General features: G+C 45.8%; 14 protein-coding genes. 3 read left to right on the top strand and 11 right to left on the bottom strand.

Translation table 11 applies throughout. The annotated features are described in order from the left end of the window. Nucleotides 1-354 precede the first annotated feature (354 nt). Nucleotides 355-1,185: a hypothetical protein gene (locus AC23P2_RS09015; protein WP_487772889.1), complete on the top strand. Its 831-nt coding sequence runs from the start codon at nt 355-357 to the stop codon at nt 1,183-1,185. A gap of 8 nt (nt 1,186-1,193) precedes the next feature. Here the strand turns inward: AC23P2_RS09015 and AC23P2_RS09010 are convergent, their stop codons facing one another. The 5 genes from AC23P2_RS09010 to AC23P2_RS08990 all read right to left on the bottom strand — a co-directional run bounded on the left by AC23P2_RS09010 (nt 1,194) and on the right by AC23P2_RS08990 (nt 6,210). Continuing rightward, nucleotides 1,194-1,964, bottom strand: coding sequence for a 3-ketoacyl-ACP reductase (locus tag AC23P2_RS09010; RefSeq protein WP_487772888.1), 771 nt, complete (start codon nt 1,962-1,964; stop codon nt 1,194-1,196). Nucleotides 1,965-1,967: 3 nt separating this feature from the next. Next, on the bottom strand, nt 1,968-2,327 hold the full coding sequence (locus AC23P2_RS09005; RefSeq protein WP_487772887.1) for a helix-turn-helix domain-containing protein: 360 nt from the start codon (nt 2,325-2,327) through the stop codon (nt 1,968-1,970). Next, nucleotides 2,315-2,629, bottom strand: coding sequence for a type II toxin-antitoxin system HigB family toxin (locus AC23P2_RS09000; RefSeq protein WP_487772886.1), 315 nt, complete (start codon nt 2,627-2,629; stop codon nt 2,315-2,317). Before AC23P2_RS09000 ends, AC23P2_RS09005 begins: the two co-directional genes overlap by 13 nt. An 89-nt stretch (nt 2,630-2,718) precedes the next feature. Then, on the bottom strand, nt 2,719-4,167 hold the full coding sequence (locus tag AC23P2_RS08995; protein WP_487772885.1) for an oxidoreductase: 1,449 nt from the start codon (nt 4,165-4,167) through the stop codon (nt 2,719-2,721). 642 nt (nt 4,168-4,809) lie between these two features. Continuing rightward, nucleotides 4,810-6,210, bottom strand: coding sequence for a glycosyl hydrolase (locus AC23P2_RS08990; RefSeq protein ID WP_487772884.1), 1,401 nt, complete (start codon nt 6,208-6,210; stop codon nt 4,810-4,812). 244 nt (nt 6,211-6,454) lie between these two features. On the opposite strand from AC23P2_RS08990, the gene AC23P2_RS08985 reads away from it, so the two are divergent. Further along, nucleotides 6,455-6,985: a DUF2911 domain-containing protein gene (locus tag AC23P2_RS08985; protein ID WP_487772883.1), complete on the top strand. Its 531-nt coding sequence runs from the start codon at nt 6,455-6,457 to the stop codon at nt 6,983-6,985. Nucleotides 6,986-6,996: 11 nt separating this feature from the next. Here AC23P2_RS08985 and AC23P2_RS08980 read toward each other — a convergent pair whose 3' ends face one another. The 6 genes from AC23P2_RS08980 to AC23P2_RS08955 form a co-directional block, all read right to left on the bottom strand. Next, nucleotides 6,997-7,197, bottom strand: coding sequence for a hypothetical protein (locus AC23P2_RS08980; RefSeq protein WP_487772882.1), 201 nt, complete (start codon nt 7,195-7,197; stop codon nt 6,997-6,999). Then, on the bottom strand, nt 7,194-8,873 hold the full coding sequence (locus AC23P2_RS08975; protein WP_487772881.1) for an FAD-dependent oxidoreductase: 1,680 nt from the start codon (nt 8,871-8,873) through the stop codon (nt 7,194-7,196). The genes AC23P2_RS08980 and AC23P2_RS08975 overlap by 4 nt, the downstream gene beginning before the upstream one ends. 57 nt (nt 8,874-8,930) lie before the next feature. Continuing rightward, nucleotides 8,931-10,367, bottom strand: a complete 1,437-nt coding sequence (locus tag AC23P2_RS08970; RefSeq protein WP_487772880.1) for a RagB/SusD family nutrient uptake outer membrane protein — start codon at nt 10,365-10,367, stop codon at nt 8,931-8,933. A gap of 21 nt (nt 10,368-10,388) precedes the next feature. After that, nucleotides 10,389-13,862 (bottom strand): SusC/RagA family TonB-linked outer membrane protein, encoded by a 3,474-nt coding sequence (locus tag AC23P2_RS08965; RefSeq protein WP_487772879.1) that lies wholly within the window; start codon nt 13,860-13,862, stop codon nt 10,389-10,391. A 123-nt stretch (nt 13,863-13,985) separates the two neighbouring features. Further along, nucleotides 13,986-14,993, bottom strand: a complete 1,008-nt coding sequence (locus AC23P2_RS08960) for a FecR family protein (RefSeq protein WP_487772878.1) — start codon at nt 14,991-14,993, stop codon at nt 13,986-13,988. 54 nt (nt 14,994-15,047) lie between these two features. Beyond that, nucleotides 15,048-15,701, bottom strand: a complete 654-nt coding sequence (locus AC23P2_RS08955) for an RNA polymerase sigma-70 factor (RefSeq protein ID WP_487772877.1) — start codon at nt 15,699-15,701, stop codon at nt 15,048-15,050. Between the two features lie 204 nt (nt 15,702-15,905). Here AC23P2_RS08955 and AC23P2_RS08950 point away from each other — a divergent pair, with 204 nt between their 5' ends. Beyond that, the gene (locus AC23P2_RS08950; protein WP_487772876.1) at nt 15,906-16,763 is read left to right on the top strand and encodes an alpha/beta hydrolase fold domain-containing protein; all 858 of its coding nucleotides are present in this window, start codon (nt 15,906-15,908) and stop codon (nt 16,761-16,763) included. The last annotated feature ends 33 nt before the right edge of the window (nt 16,764-16,796 follow it).

The raw sequence follows: 16,796 nt of genomic DNA, 5'->3' as shown, positions 1-16,796 counted from the left end.
TTTTTTCATTCATCTTAGACAACTAAGCAAAATTATTTTAGACTTTCCAGGTTTAAAGCTCAATAATTTCAAACTTGGAAAGTCTATTTTTGGACAAATACTTAGGGCTTTCAAAACCACAATACTCAAAATAGCTATTTACTATTAAAAATAACTCATGTCAAATGGGTAGCAGGTTAAAGTCTATATTTTAATGCGTTCAACCTGAATGTATAGAAGTAATTGGTGGCGTGCTTAGGTCATCCGAAGCTGGAAAAAAGTTAGCCCAAAAAAACCAATATTCATATATCAACTCGCTTTCATAGAGCGTTTTAGTTAGAAACAGACATCCAAAACGTTTCTATCTTTACTTCTATGAAAGCACCATTTTTACTCATTGCTTTGGTTGTGGCACTAGGAAGTTTTTCCTGTCACCAAATCAGTTCTGAAACAGAACCCGAACCGCAAAAACCCGTAGAGCCTACCTTAACGGAGCAAGCCGAACGCTACGCAAAAGCTCATCCCGACATTACTCCTCTTGTGGTAACCAATGCGCAACCAACCTCTGTCAAAGTGGCTATCGACCAGCTATTTATTGGCACTTATTCCTTTAGGTACAGCGCCACCAATGAACTGCTTTATATCACTACCGACAAAGACACGATTTTTCAGGCAACGACCAATCGTACCTCTAAAACGGCTTCTAGTAAAATGAATGGAGAAGTAACAACGTTTCAGTTGAGTGCTGAGGGACTGGCAGAAAGTTCAAAAGGGAACTCCGCTACCACACCTAAACGGGAAGTTAATACCCGCTATTTCTACAAAAATGGCTTTTTGGTCAGTATGGCTAATGATACCAAACTCACCAAATTTGAGTACAACGGTAAGGGGAATTTACTGTCGTGGAGTGGCCTAAATCACCAAGGGTTAGCCACCAATGCCACCTACGAATATACCGATACGCCTAACACCATTCGTCAGGAAATAAGTAGCTGGATTACGCCTCATTTTTCTATGCGGGGTGATTTTTTGGGTCAATACAGCGCCAATTTGGTCAAAAAAATAACCATTAACGCGGCCTCAGGCGCCTCATCTGGCACCCTTACCCTCGACTTTTCTTATACATTTGATGCCAACGGACATATATCTCGAATGACCATTCAACGAAGCGATGGCACGAAAGTATTTTACGAATACCAATATTAACAAGGCTTTTACAACCGTGCCAAGGTCAGCCCTCCGTCGATGACAAATACTTGCCCTGTTGAGTAAGGAAATGCCCCCTCGGCAATGGCCGCCACGGCTTTGCCTATGTCGTCGGGATACCCCCAGCGAGGCTGCACAATAAGCCCCTCTGCGATAAGTTTATCGTATTTGGCCGCCACGCCCGACGTCATATCGGTTTTGATAACTCCTGGGCGTACCTCATAGACAGGTATGCCCATCTCTCCCAATCGAGCCGCAAACAGCTGTGTCATCATCCCCAAACCTGCCTTCGCTACACAGTACTCACCACGATTGACCGACGCTACTGTTGCCGAAATTGACGATATGGTAATGATGCTCCCTTCAAAATCAGTGTTTGACTGCTTTTGTTCCACCATCCAATTGGCCACGGCCTGCGTCAAAAAATACGTTCCTTTTAGGTTGGTATTGAGCACATAATCAAAGCTTTCTTCGGTGGCTTCCAAAATATCAGCCCGAACTTTTGGGGCAACTCCCGCATTGTTGACCAATACATTGAGTTGGCTAAAATGGCTTTTTATTTTGGCCAACATACTAGCACGCGCCTCCGCCGAAGCAATATCTCCCTGGCAATAGATGACCTCGGCACCCAACGTTCGCAGATGTTCCAAGACATCGCTGACCGCTGCTTCATGGCGTACTCCATTGATCGCCAAATCAAATCCTTTTTGGGCTAAATGCTCCGCAATCCCCAAACCTATTCCACGGCTTCCGCCCGTCACAAACGCTGTTTTTTTCATTTCTTAATAGGCCAATAAAATGTGTGCTGGAATCCCTAGTTCATTATGTAAAAATTTCAAGAAATTAGTACTCATTTGTTTTCGACCACTAAGTACCTCAGAAATTGTACTTTTACTTATTCCCATTCGCTTAGCTAAACTAGACTGGGACAACCCTTGTTCTTCCATTTCGTATTTCAATGCCTCTAATGGTGTAAGAGGTGTAATCTTATAATGCTTTTGTTCGTATTCATGAATTAATAATGATATCACTTCTAATAAATCGCCTTCGGGAGTATTAGGTTTTGCATGAAAAATTGTTTCTAATTGTTTCAATGCGTTCTCGTAATCCTCTTCACTCTTAATAAGTTTTATTGTTTCCATGAGTTAAAATCTATCGTTTTAGCATCTATTTTATCATATTCTGTGTGTGTACCAATAAATTTCACAAAACACAACTGAAATTCGTAGTTAAAGGCTACAATCAGCCTGTATTTATTTCGTGCTATGTTAAAAACTATTCTTTCATTCCCCACAAAATCTGCATTTTTGAAATCCGCAACTACTTGTTGGGGTGTTTTATAAACGCTTCCTTCTACCTTGCCATACCAATGCCGTAAATTAGGTTCTGAATCAGGGTATTTTTCCCAAAACTGTTTTAATGTCTTTAAGGCGTGTATTCTCATCTATTGCAAAATTAAAACAAAAGTTCGCAAAATGCGAACTTTTGTTTTAATTTATCATTTTAGCTTTTTTGGCACTCCGTTCCTTTCTCCTACAACCCCTCTTTAATCGTTTTTAGCTCCTCGGCTTCGGGGCGTTTTTTGTAATATGGATCAAGAGGAAAACATCCCGAAATCAAGCCGTGGCGCGGGGCCGTGGTGCAGTCGGAAAAAGTACGGCAAATGAGGTTGCGCGTTAGGCTTTTTCCTTGCAACATATCGTCGGGCATCGAAGGGTACGAAAGCACCATCCGCCCAAAACCTACGCTATCAGCCATACCATTACGAAGCACATACTGCGCGACATTTGGCAACCATTCTTGCAAATACGAGTACCCCGAACCAATAATTACCAATTCAGGAAATTCGGCTTTCAGTCCTGCCGTTACGTCAATTTGGCGTTTCACTCCCGTAAACGGCTCTTCTGGAGGCAGGTAGCCATCCGAAGGCGGAAACAACGCGGGGCGTGTAAGGTGCGGCGTGTAATAAGGGCTCCCTCCCGTTACGCATATCAACTGAATACCAAGCTCTTGCGCCAGTCTCAAGAAGGCTTTGGGTTCTTCTAAATCAATGGAAAGACCGTCTTTTTGCCCGCCAAATGCGTACGGATACACCTCCATTTGCTCAGGTTCGCCTTGGTCATTTGTTCCTTTTTTGAACGGAATAAAATCAAACGCGCTCAAACGAATCCCCATTTCTAGCCCTGGCGCAGCCTCTTTGATGCCCGCTACAATGCTACGTAAGTAGCGAGTGCGGTTTTCAAAACTACCTCCATACTTTCCGTCGCGGTCGATGGCGCTTAAAAACTCATGCCCCAAGTAGCCGTGGCAATGCTTTATATCCACAAAATCATAACCCGCTTTTTGAGCCAACACCGCCGCTTTTACGTACATGTCAATGATTTCATCGACTTCATCGTCCGTCAATACGGGATGGTCGGCTTCCATACCAAATTTTTTATTCAAGAATGGATGCGAATACAAAATCTTTGATTCAAATTTTTTGTGGTTATTGGGTTTGCAAAAACGCCCCGAGTGCGTGAGTTGCAGGCCAATCACTAGGTCGTCGGTTGTGTCAAATTTCTCACGGTGTTTGTCCAAAATCAATTGACGTAATTGAACAAACTCCTCAAAATTTGCTTCGTTCATCACCAACTGATTAGGATTGGCTTTACCCTCATGGCACACCGCTACGGCTTCGCAGCCAAACAGCAATTTGGCGCCACTGACGGCAAACTTCACCCAACGATTTTTCGTAAATTCAGAAGGTTTTCCGTCAAGGGTTCCATCCCAGCCTTCCATGGGTAAAATACACAGGCTATTGCCAATCGTTTTCCCTGATTTGAGAACTATTTTCTTCCCAAAAGGGCTTTCGGAAGGGGGTAATAGGGTTTCATCAAACGCCAAATCAACTTGGCTAGTTTCTAAATGTCTCTTTAAATCAGCCGCTGTTTTTAACTGGGCGACTCGGGTATATTTGGGTTTATATTTTCCGCTGCTCATGGGAGATTTATTGTTCGTGATTGCTGGATTAACTGTCAGACGATAGTCAGACAGGACTCTTTATCGCTTCTGCTCGTCTGGGGTCTGACTGCCGTCTAACCTGTCAGACGATAGTCAGACAGAAACTCTTTATCGCTTACGCTCGTCTGAGGTCTGACTACCGTCTGACCTTAGGACGATAGTCAGACAGAACTCTTTATCGCTTGTGCTCGTCTAAGGTCTGACTATCGTCTAACCTGTCAGACGATAGTCAGACAGGACTCTTTATCGCTTGTGCTCGTCTGAGGTCTGACTATCGTCTAACCTGTCAGACGATAGTCAGACAGAACTCTTTATCGCTTACGCTCGTCTGAGGTCTGACTGCCGTCTGACCTTAGGACGATAGTCAGACAGGACTCTTTATCGCTTACGCTCGTCTGAGGTTTGACTGCCGTCTGACCTTAGGACGATAGTCAGACAGGACTCTTTATCGCTTGTGATCGCCTGAGGTCTGACTGCCGTCTGACCTTAGGACGATAGTCTGACAGGACTCTTTATCGCTTACGCTCGCCTGAGGTCTGACTGCCGTCTAACCTGTCAGACGATAGTCAGACAGAACTCTTTATCGCTTGTGCTCGCCTGAGGTCTGACTGCCGTCTGACCTTAGGGCTTTACACAGTTTAAAAAGGCGTAGTACGGCTCATTGTTGATAATGCGCTGTAAATACAATGCCGCTTCACGAATGTGATAATCGCCCCACATACTCGACTCCCCGTACGGAATTTTACTGCCTTCTGGTACGTAGTCCCAACCGTTTGGACGGTGGTAAATCGAATGTAGCAATAGTCCTTGGTGCGCAGCGTCGGTACTTAGATAAGGCGTTTGCAACAATGTGTTCATCACGGTTAACCCTGTTTGCCAGTAAACCTCGCCTTCGGCGCCTCCTCTATCCATCAAATATTTACCCAAACGTAACAACCCCTGTGCGCCGATGGCCGCCGCAGAACTATCGACGGGCTCGTGGTCATTGATAGGCTCGGCAGGACGGTCGAGGTAGTTGCCTAATTTGTGTAAATTCGGCGCACCTGTATCCCAATAGGGCACTCCATCGGTAGGGGTATGTTCGATAAAAAAGTCGCAAGTAGCGCGGGCAGCTTTGAGCATCGTGGCTTCGATAGAAGCGCGCCCTCCCAACGGCTCCAATGCCTCATCCGAAATATGGGTGAGGGCTTCCAACTGCTCAGGAAAACCACACATCGCCCAAGCCAAGCCACGCGTCCAAGTACTGAATCCTGTGTAACCTTGTTGAGAATTAGGGCAACGGTAGTTTCCATCTTTGGTATTAAAAACGCTTTCGTGCGCCGTTCGGCCCCATATATCGTACGAATCGCGCCCTTCACCGTAATACACCGCATAATCGGCCGTAGCTTTGATGTGTTGTAATGCGCGTTCAAGGAGGTTTATTTTAACGTCGTTTTCGCCTTGAAATACGTGCCCCAATTGATGACTTACCACCAAGGCACGGCACGAGCGAATGGTATCGACAAACAACGAATGAGGTCCATTGAATGAGTGAATAAACCCGCCACTCGGACTGCCATCGCGGCCTTTAATGGTCGTCCAGCGGCTTGCTTGCACGGCTCCTGAGATTTTCAGCGCCAATTCGTAAAAATTTTTCTCCCACTCATTAAACGGAATTTTGCCTTCGTGCATCAATCGCAGCAAGTTGCCGTAAGTACTGACGTTGTTGAATCCGTGGTCGTGTACGCCGATGTGGCTCACGTGAGGAGCCATGACCGAGAGCGTATTTTTGCGACCATAGTCCAAAAACGCTTCGTCGCCCGTAGCGTCAAACTGCAAAATAGCCGACCCAAACTGGAAGCCTTGCGTCCATTCGGTCCAGCCACGCGTGGTGTATTGGCCTTTTACGGTAAAGACGGGAGAGCCTTTGGCGACATCGTAGTGGTCGGCGATTGAGCTGATTTTTTGCGCCGAAAGCGCCCAGAAATCGTTTAGCTTAGCTGATAAATCAGAAGGTGTAAGGGTGGAGTTAATCTGAATCATTCGGTATAGTCAACGGTTAATAGTCGAGGAAAACGTTCCGCTTTCCGAGCAGAAATGTTTCTTTTTGGTCAGTAGTATAAACCGTTTTTTGACTAAAATCTACTTGAGTTTCCCACAAAGTTCTCCCCAGTTTTCCTTGAATCAACTTGCACCAATTTGAACTGCTTTTGAACGGGTTGTTTTTGAAGGGTTCCGCAATTTTGTCGCAGTCATTTTTATTAACCATTCAAATCTATTGTAAGCTATGCAATCGTACCTAAAAAACAGCCTGACATTCTTTGCCTTTACTTTGGTTTATTTTCTTGGTTTCAACACCCTTGCCCAAGACAAAGGCACTCGCCCTAGCCCGCCCGCTCAAGTGTCTCGGGAAGTAGGCGGAATTACGATTAGTCTCAATTACGGTCAACCTTCGGTCAAAGGCCGCAAAGTATGGGGGGAATTGGTGCCTTACGGACAAGTGTGGCGGGCAGGTGCCAACGAGGCTACTACATTTGAAATCGACAAAGACGTTACCATCGAAGGAGTTACCTTACCTGCGGGTAAATACGGTTTCTTTGTCATTCCTAGCGAAGGGAAATGGACGCTCATTTTCAACAAAGTAGCGGCTCAATGGGGAGCTTTTAAGTACGACGAAAAACAGGATGCGTTGCGCGTGAGTGTCCAACCTAAAAAATCGTCGCAATTCAACGAAAAACTGCTTTACACCATTTCTTCCAAAGGCAAGGTTTCGCTGCTGTGGGAAAACATGGAAGTAGCTTTTAGTGTAAATCAGTAACCTTGAATGTTCTAAAACCGCACCCCAAGAGGTAGTTCTTTGTAAGGATATTCATACTTCTCATCCCAGAGATAGCTACGCCACTTCCAGAAATAAAGTGGGTTTTTAGCAAATGTCCTGTAGAGCACTACCTTTTGGTGCTGCGTTTTTTGATATTCGTCAAAAGATGCTTTGACACGGCTCAAATCATCCTGTACGTTTTTACTTTTCATTTCCCTTGGCTTGTTTCCCAATCTAAACGCTGGTTCTCCTTCTCAAGTATTTGACGAAGCTTCTCATACGGTAGTTTTTGTGGGGAAACGTTGTTTTCGATAGCCAAGACCGCCGCTGCCGCCGCCGACTGACCCAATATCATAAATACAGGCTCCATGCGGATAGAACCATACGCAATGTGCGAGCTTGATACACACACAGGGACTAAGAGGTTAGCACATTCGGTTTCTTTTGGTAAAATAGCACCATAGGCAATCGAATACGGCTTATCGGGATGAACGCCGATGTCTCCTTCGTTTTGCACGTAGCCTTCTTTTGTAACAAAACGCTGGGCATTGTGGGAATCAAGCGAATAAGACCCCATTCCGATGGGTTGCGGAACGTTGGTTTTCCCCAAAGCATCGGCCTCAGTCATCACAAAAACACCCTTCATACGGCGTGCTTCGCGAATATACAATTGATGCGGCCAGCCGCCGTTGTCCTTAAATTCATCTTTTGGCAAGCCCCATTGTTTCATCTTTTCTTGCACGTCGGCAGGAACGCGAGGGTCATTTTGCAAAAAATACATTAAGCCTTTTTGGTACAACTCATGGTCTTTGATGATGGCCTTGCGACGCTCATAGCTGGCTTCAGGATAGTCGTAATTTTTGCCAATGTAGTCGGTACTAAAAGGCCCGTGGTTGTTGGTGTCCGTTTTACGGTTCGGAATGGGGTCATACTTATCGAACGTCTCGCGCCAACCCGTTGCAAACACCCGCGCTACCAACTCGTAGCGGTCGGGATTATAGCCTTCGGGTTTCGTAAAAAAAACGCGGTTGTCGGGGTGGTTGCTCAGGCACATTCGGAAACAATACGCTTGTAGTTTTTTATCCCCCGACCCATTTTCACCTGGTTGTTCGGCGGAGATTTCGGGCAAGAGTCCGCTTTTTGGGTCGTTCTCAACTTTGTACGGACTTACTGGTTTTTTGAAGTAATGGCCGTGCTGAAAAACTCCGACCTGTACTCCGTTCCATTTTTCGCCATACACGCTGTTGGCCTCACGCCCCACGTGGTAACTCACGCCCGCAGCCGCCATCAAATCGCCTTCGTAGGTGGCATCAATAAACATTTTCCCCTCATAAACATTGCCGCTCAAAGTCCGAATCGAAGTAATTTTTCCCGCCTTTTTAGTAACCCCCTTGGTCGAGCGGTCGAGCCATTCATTACGATAAATCACCAATTTGTTTTCTTTGACAAAGTCTTCAAAAACTTGTTCGGCAGCGTGGGGTTCAAAAATCCACATGGTGCGGTTAGCGCCATCCAACGCGGGTGTTCCTTGGCCTTTGTTGCCATACTCCTCCTTTTTTTGCCATTGCCACGAGTCCGACTTTTGGTAGTGCTCATACAAACGGTGATAAAACTCCCGCGAGAGCCCTCCAATGACTTGTTTATTGCCCGTATCAGTAAACCCTAACCCGCCTGATGATAACCCGCCAAGGTGTTTATCGGGCGAAACAACAATCGCGGTTTTACCCATTTTTACCACCTGCACCGCTGCCGTAACCGCCGAAGATGTCCCACCATAAATGATGACATCGGCCTGGTAGGTTTTGGTGGGTTTTGTTTTTACAAACGTGTAGCTTGGGAGGAAAAAGCAAAACGAAATCAGAATAAAAACAATACTGTATCTTTTCATGATGAGGGTCTTTAATCGGAGAAAGGAGGATAACTCGCTATTTTAATGTTCAGAATGCTAATAACCAGGATTTTGGTCTAGCTTGGGGTTTGTATCTCTCTCTGTTTGCGGAATAGGATATAAATAGTGCCGCTCCTCCACCTTGATGGTTGGATTCTGGATTTTCATAGCCTCCACCAATTTTTTCCTTCTGGCTAAGTCAAACCACCGATGTCCCTCAAAGGCCAATTCTAAGCGTCTTTCCAACAGCAAACTGTCTCTGAATTGTGCCTGAGTAAGGTTAGGCGTCAAGTTAGGAATCCCCGCACGACTACGAATCCGATTGACGTTAGCGTAGGCTTCGGCAGAAGCCGCCGTCTGCTCATTGAGGGCTTCGGCATACATCAAAACTACATCGGCATACCGCAGCACAGGGAAGTTATTGCTTCCCTCGCCGTTGGCAGTCGCTGCTGGGTCTAAGTATTTGTAAACATAACAAGGAAAGGCCACACTAGCTGGCGCTGCGGGAGTCCCTGTGGACGTATAAAGTCTCAAATTAATGTTTCGTCGTTTATCATCAGCGCGGTAGGAACGGTACAAATTCTCCGTCACGGGATCATCTCCAAACCCTGAAACTCCATTGACACGGTCAAAATTCGGACGCATGTAACCTTGCATAAAGCTCCCTTCTCCAACTCCACCACCCAGCGCTTGTACTTCAAAAATGGCTTCTTTCCCGTTTTTGTTCGCAATCGCAAACACGTCGGCATAGTTAGCCCAAAGGTCATACACCCCCATGTCCATCACTTCTTTGGCCTTGGCCGATGCCTTGGGCCATTCTTGACGGGTCAAATAGACTTTGGCCAAAAATGCCTTTGCGGCCCCTTTTGTAGCACGGCCACGGTCGCCTGCTGCGTAAGTAGTTGGCAAAATAGCCTCCGCTTCTGTAAAGTCTTGGATAATTTGTTGATATACCTCATCGACCGAAGCGCGTGCTACGGCCAAATCGTTGAGCGAAGTGGTTTCTTTGGTCACTAGCGGCACTCCTCCAAACAGACGTACCAAATTGAAATAGTAAAACCCACGCATAAACTTGGCTTCGGCCACCATACGATTTTTCAAATCACTGTCCATCGCCACCGTCGGTACACGGGTTATGACCGTATTAGCCCGATTGATGGCACGGTAGGTAGCCGTCCAAAATGATTGAAATGTGCTCGTTGCTGGCGTAAAAGTGTATTTATCTAAATCGTTTTTGGCTTGGTTAGCCGTTGAGCGCCCACCGCCCCATTCAGAGTCGTCGGTTGCTTGGTCCTGCAAAATCCACACGATTTGGTTGTACATCTCAGCCGTATTCATCAAGTCATAGACCGAACTTACTGCGGCTTTTGCATCATCGGCATTTCGGTAAAAATTTTCAGGGGTAAAATTCGACTCTGGCGTTTGGTCCAACACATCGCAGGCAGCCAAAGTAAATGTCAGGCAAAGGCCCGTAAGTATATGTTTTGCGTTCATTTTGTTCATGAGTTTAATGAATTAAAAACCAACATTGATGCCCAATAACAACGTCTTGGCGGCAGGGTAGCTACTGTAATCAAACCCTTGACTGCGACTATCTTGTCCGAAGCGATTCACCTCGGGGTCATAGCCTGAGTACTTGGTCCAAGTCAAATAATTTTGGGCAGTCACATATACCCGAAACGACTGGATATTGAGTGCTTTTATCACGGAAGCGGGCAGGTTATAGGCTAACTGGGCATTTTTCAACCGTAAATAAGAGCCATCTTCAATTTGACGCGACGAAATACGGTTGGCAGGCCGTGTGGTTGAAGCCCTTGGAATATCCGTATTGGTATTGGTAGGAGTCCAACGGTTCAGCATATCTCGATTTTGGTTGTTGGTTCCGTTCAAATACTCTAATTCAAAACGATTGGCATTCAGAATGTTATTTCCATACACCCCTTGCAAAAATAGCGTCAACTCAAAGCCTTTGTAAGAAAACGAATTGCTGATACCTCCCAAAAATTTGGGTTGAGCACGGCCAATAATCGTTCGGTCATTGTCATCAATTTTCTTATCACCGTTCAAATCGGCGTACTTACGGTCGCCTGGTTTTCTAGCTTGTGGATCGCTCAGTGCCGTCAATTCATCTGTCGTTTGATACAACCCATTGGTAACATATCCATAAAACGACCCCAGCGGTTCGCCCACTCGAATGATTCCAGAGTTAACGTTTTGGGCAATGTTAGCCACTTGGCCAGCAAAAATTTGAGGCGCACCACCAATGTCCAAAACTGTATTGCGATTAGAAGCAAAATTAAAGTCAGTATTCCACTTAAACGCCTTGTCGATATTGCGCGACGAGAGGCTAAATTCTATCCCTTTATTCTCTACTTTTCCAAGGTTCTTAATGGCACTCGAATAACCCGATGTACTTGGCACTGTCACATTGAGCAATAAATCTTTGGTACGTTTGAGATACAAATCAGCCACAAGCGTGATGCGGTTGTTGAAGAAACCAACATCAACACCTATATCCGCTTGGGTTGTAGTTTCCCACGATAAATCGGGGTTGGCGATTTGGGAAGGCCCAATGCCCGTTGAAACAGCATTACCGAAAATATAATTTTGCGTACCTAACAACGAATACGCTGGATAATTGCCAATGCCGTCCTGATTTCCTGTAGAGCCATAAGTAGCCCGTAGTTTCAAGTCACTGATTACGCGCGCATTTTTCAGGAAATCTTCTTCCGAAACCCGCCATGCCAACGCGGCCGAAGGAAAATAGCCGTATCTGTTATTAGCTCCAAAGCGCGATGAACCATCGGCCCGAAAAGACGCTGTAAAGAGGTATTTGTCTTTGTATCCGTAATTGACCCTAGCTAAATACGACTGTAATCCCCACGTACCAATGCCCGACGAAGGCACCAACGGCACCGAACCTGAGCCCAAATTACCAGAGTTGAGGTTATCGTTTACAAAGTTGCGAGACGCCGCCGTATTGTTTTCAGTACGGTTGGCTTGTTGGGTATAACCTATCAAGGCGCTGAGGTTATGAACTCCAAATGATTTGGTGTAGGTCAATAAATTTTCATTCAACCAAGTCACGGATTGTCCGTTGAAAATAGAAGCTGCACCACCCTGTGCCAAACCACTTGCTACGCTACGCGGCAGGTACGAATCTTGCTTTTGGATGATGGCATCTGCTCCCAACAACACTTTCAGATTCAACCCTTCCATGATTTGGTATTCTCCAAACACATTCCCAAACGTACGCAAGGCCGTATTTCGGTTTTTGCTTTCTCTGGCCAACGCTGCGGGGTTATCGGCCGTAAAAGACAGAGCTGGATGCGTCATAAGGTAGGTTCCATCAGGGTTATAAACGGGCAAAATTGGCAGAAACTGCAAAGCCGCAATCGTCACCAAGCCTGCGCTTCCTAAGTCGCCGTCCGTACGCGACTGATTGGTTACAGTACGGTTAACAGTTAGGCTGTTTCCTACTTTGAGGCGGTCGGTGAGTTTTCGGTCGAGGTTAAGTCGGAGTGAATAACGGTCAAAATCGGAGTTGGTTACAATACCGTTTTGTTTGAAATACCCGCCCGAAAGCGCGTATTGGGTTCGTTCGTCTCCCCCGCTCATCGAAAGCTGGTAGTTAGAAATGGGCGCCGAGCGAAAAATCTCATTTTGCCAGTCGGTACCTTCGCCAAAAGCGTTCACTTGATCTGGGGTATAAACGGCAGCGCGTCCTTCGTTGGTATTTGCATCATTGACAAACTGGGCGTATTCACGGCCGTTTAAGACCTCGTATTTTTTACGGACTTCCTGCACTCCATAATAGCTTTCAAGGTTGATGGTGGACTTGCCTGCTTTGCCTCGTTTGGTGGTAATAATCACGACACCGTTAGCTCCGCGAGAACCATAAATGGCCGTCGAAGAAGCATCTTTCAAAACTGACATCGACTCTATATCGCTGGGATTGAGCGTACTCAACACGTTAAAGCTAGACCCGCTGCCCGCGCCATCGTTTTTGAACGGAATCCCATCAATAACGTAGAGCGGTTCGTTGTCTCCTTGAATTGAATTTCCTCCGCGAATTCGGATGGTGGTAGAGCCCCCTGGCGAACCTGAATTTTGGGTAATTTGCACCCCCGCTGCGCGTCCTTGCAAGGCTTGGTCGAGCGAGGTAACTGCTACTTTTTTTATTTCTTCAACGGCGACTGTCGCTACTGACCCCGTCAAATCACTCTTTTTGACTTGACCATAACCTACCACAACCACTTCATTCAGTGATTTGATGTCGGCTTTGAGGACTACATTCAACTGGGTTTGATTACCAATGGCAATTTCTTGCGGCTCGTATCCGACAAAACTAAACACCAAAACAGCGTCATTGTCAGGAATTGAGAGCGAATACTCCCCATTGGCGTTGGTGGTTGTGCCTTTATTCGTACCTTTTATCAAAACACTGACCCCTGGTAATACCTCCCCTTTTTCGGCGTCAGTTACTTTACCTTTGAGTACTTGCTCGGCCACAGCCCTTGTTTCAAACGGCGTCAGTACTTCGGTCGTGGCCTCCCTCTCGACTTCTTGCCCAGGCACGATTGCATCGGGAAACCGCTCCGAAACTCCACTCGACGATTTAGAAGGCTTTTTACGCTCGCCAATAATCAAATAAGAATTACTATTTACTTTTTTGTACTTCAACCCCAACGGTCGCAGCAGGTTATCTAAGTTTTTTTCCAGCTTCAACTGTTGATTGACAGGGGTTGTTTGAACGATTAAGCCTTCGACCGCATCACGCTCAAACATAATCTCGACCTGATACTTTTTCATCAACTCGCTGAGCGCCTCTTTGAGCGGACGTGGTGCGGTCATGCGCGCGCTTTCGTTATTTTTTTTGATGACTGTTTGGGCTTTGGCAAACGTCTGCGTTCGTCCCAACTGATTTCCCAGTAAAATCACAGTGAGGAGAAGCCCAAACTTAGAGGAATTAGATAATCGTTTTTTCATATTCTCGATAAGTTAAATTCGTTTAGTTAATTAAACAGTTACACCACTATAGACTTTCCAAGTTTCAAGCTCATCCCTTTGACAATCAATAGATTTTTAAACTTGGAAAGTCTCCTATTTCACTTATTTATCAGACAGTTGCACTCTATTTCCCTGCCTCACTACGCTAATATCCAAAAGCTCCGAAATGGATTGTAAAAGCTGATCGACATTCTCGGCTCGAAACGACCCCATAATGACCCGCTCGGATAACTCTTTGTCTTTGATTTCGACCTCCAATCCGTAGTTTTCTTGCAGCAGATAGGCAACATCCTGCAAGCTCGTTTCTTCAAACACAAATCGTTTTTGCTCCCATGCGGCGTAGTTTTGGGGATGCGACACGGCCTTTTTATCCATATTATTTTGGCGGTCGAGTGTCACCAAATCACCTGGTTTAAGCATGATTTGTCTTTGGGTACGGCCTTGTTGGTACCGCACCTGCACTTTTCCTTTGCTCAATACCACCTTAGAAATCCGCTGACGGGCATAGACCGAAAATTCGGTTCCTAACACCACCACCTCAAATTGCTTATTGGTTTTGACCACAAACTTTTGGTGGTCAGGCGTATGCGTCACCGAAAAACTCGCTTCCCCTTTCAAGAAAACTTCCCGATTTTTTGTCCCAAAACCAAAACGCGGGAACCGTAGCAACGAATTAGCATTGAGGGTTACTTTACTGCCATCTGGCAACAGTACCGACTTGGTTTCACCAAACGACGTTTGGTAGGTCTGGTACAAAAAGCTACCCCGCAAGAACCACCCCACGCTGCCCAGTGCCAAAACAACAGATGCCGCCGCTAACCATCGAAACCAATAGCGACGGGTGGAAGAAATTGCAGGTTCTGACGGTGGTAGTTCAGCTGGTAATTGAGAATGCGGATTGGCTTTCAAAAACGCCTCGTAATTTTCCAAGGCCGCCTCGCTTTTGGGCAAGTACTGTGGATGGGTATTTTCCCACTCTTCCAGCCACACAAAATACTGTTCTTCGTTGGCTTCGTCTTGCAGCCATTCGTCAATCATCTTTCGTTGTAAGGGCGAAGATTTATGGGCAAAATGGCTAAATATCAACTCCTTGCTTATGTCTCGTTTCATTAGTTTCAGATAGTGTGTTACTATTTAGATAAGAAATAGGCCAACTCCCCTTAGTCACAGGTGGTTTTTGAGTCCGTTTCGCATGATACTCAATGCCTTTCCTAAATGTGCTTCGACGGTTTTGAGGGAAATGGCCATTTCGTCGGCTATTTCTTGGTATTTTTTCCCTTCAAAACGGCTCATTAAAAATACCTTTTGGCATTGTGGCGGTAAGGTATTGACGAGTTCTTCCACTTTTTTGACAACTTCTTCGTACTGCGTGGCGTGGTCGGGTTGTTGACCGCGAGGCGATTCGCGGTACTCTGCCAACTCAATATTTTCGGTTTCTTTGAACTCCCAACGTAAGTAGTTAAGGGCCTCATTGCGTACACTTCTGAACAAATAAAGGCGATACGAGCTCGTGACGGTTTCGTAGGCTTTGGTTTTCCAAAACCGACAAAACACATCACTCACTAAGTCTTCGGCGATGTCTTTGGAATACACAAATCGAACCGCATGACTACAGAGCATTTTGTGGTATCGACGAAACAACAACGCACAGCCCTTGGAAGGATCTTCAACAAAAGCCTGTCGGATGAACAGTTCGTTGTCATTCCATTCCCGTTTTTCACTGGCCAATTCCTCGTTGGTAGCCCCTTCGTTCAGCAATGAATGCACATTCGGTTTCGGTGCTTCATCACCCGCACTATCCAGTAAGGTCGATTGCATTTTATGGGTTTTGGATAAAAAATTCTTAGACACTTTATATAACAGAGACAAGTTTTCTAAAAACTCCCCTTAGTCCATTTGAGAAATTTTGAAATTAATATGCCGATGGTAGCGCTGCTGCTCACAAAACCTTGTTATTACTGTTTATCTTTGACCTTATTTGGAAGTGATAATTTTTGAAAATTCATGCCCATACCACAAATAATGACAAAGTCTTTTTTAACCCTTTGGGTTTGCCTTCTTACGTTTTGGGCACAGGCTCAGAAAGACACGCTCGTAGTCAAAAACATCGTGTATGCCGAAGCCGACGGTAAAAAGCTTCAACTGGACATTTATAAACTCAAGCAGCATCCTTCTCCCTACCTAATTGTTTGGATTCACGGTGGCGCTTGGCATTCGGGCAGTAAAGAAAACCCGCCTTTGGGGATGTTGGAACACGGTTATGCGCTGGCAAGTATTGATTTTCGGGCGAGTACTGAGAAAGCGTTTCCTGCGCCCGTACATGACATCAAAGCCGCGATTCGTTTTTTGAGGGCCAATGCCGCCCAGTATGGCTATAAAGCCGATAAAATCATCGTATGGGGCGCCTCTTCGGGCGGGCATTTGGCGGCATTAGTTGCTACGACCAACAACCATCCGACACTCGAAGGAACGCTGGGCAAATACACCTCCACCTCTTCGTCGGTTCAAGCCTGTATTGATTTCTTTGGCCCCACCAACTTCCTAACCATTCTAAATCAGTCCACGCCGCACGGACTGAACGTACGCTTGCCTGCCTTGGCTATTTTATTGGGCAAACCTGTCGAGCAAGTCCCCGATTTAGCCAAACTCGCCAGCCCCGTTTATCAGGTGACCGCCGATGCTCCTCCTCTTTTTATTGTACACGGCGAACAAGACATCCAAGTACCTATCAATCAATCAATTGAACTGATGAGTGTTTATAAAAGCAAAAACCAACCCGTCCAGATTGAGTTTATTCCGAACGCAGGCCATTCTAGCCCAGAGTATGCCAAGAAAGAATTGATGGATAAGATGGCGGGGTTTTTGAAGGGGGTATTGTAGTCGGTCTGACTATCGTCTGACCGAGACAAACAT

Source organism: Runella sp. R0.1_18, from assembly GCF_057652155.1.
Note: the sequence above shows the minus strand (reverse complement) of the source record. Positions and strands in the feature narration are given on the sequence as shown.

Coding starts and splice junctions, on each gene's coding strand:
- AC23P2_RS08960 (WP_487772878.1), bottom strand. CDS start 14,993: ATGAAACGAGACATAAGCAAGGAGTTGATATTTAGCCATTTTGCCCAT.
- AC23P2_RS08955 (WP_487772877.1), bottom strand. CDS start 15,701: ATGCAATCGACCTTACTGGATAGTGCGGGTGATGAAGCACCGAAACCG.
- AC23P2_RS08985 (WP_487772883.1), top strand. CDS start 6,455: ATGCAATCGTACCTAAAAAACAGCCTGACATTCTTTGCCTTTACTTTG.
- AC23P2_RS08950 (WP_487772876.1), top strand. CDS start 15,906: ATGACAAAGTCTTTTTTAACCCTTTGGGTTTGCCTTCTTACGTTTTGG.
- AC23P2_RS08975 (WP_487772881.1), bottom strand. CDS start 8,873: ATGAAAAGATACAGTATTGTTTTTATTCTGATTTCGTTTTGCTTTTTC.
- AC23P2_RS09010 (WP_487772888.1), bottom strand. CDS start 1,964: ATGAAAAAAACAGCGTTTGTGACGGGCGGAAGCCGTGGAATAGGTTTG.
- AC23P2_RS08970 (WP_487772880.1), bottom strand. CDS start 10,367: ATGAACGCAAAACATATACTTACGGGCCTTTGCCTGACATTTACTTTG.
- AC23P2_RS08995 (WP_487772885.1), bottom strand. CDS start 4,167: ATGAGCAGCGGAAAATATAAACCCAAATATACCCGAGTCGCCCAGTTA.
- AC23P2_RS09015 (WP_487772889.1), top strand. CDS start 355: ATGAAAGCACCATTTTTACTCATTGCTTTGGTTGTGGCACTAGGAAGT.
- AC23P2_RS08990 (WP_487772884.1), bottom strand. CDS start 6,210: ATGATTCAGATTAACTCCACCCTTACACCTTCTGATTTATCAGCTAAG.
- AC23P2_RS09000 (WP_487772886.1), bottom strand. CDS start 2,629: ATGAGAATACACGCCTTAAAGACATTAAAACAGTTTTGGGAAAAATAC.
- AC23P2_RS08965 (WP_487772879.1), bottom strand. CDS start 13,862: ATGAAAAAACGATTATCTAATTCCTCTAAGTTTGGGCTTCTCCTCACT.
- AC23P2_RS09005 (WP_487772887.1), bottom strand. CDS start 2,327: ATGGAAACAATAAAACTTATTAAGAGTGAAGAGGATTACGAGAACGCA.
- AC23P2_RS08980 (WP_487772882.1), bottom strand. CDS start 7,197: ATGAAAAGTAAAAACGTACAGGATGATTTGAGCCGTGTCAAAGCATCT.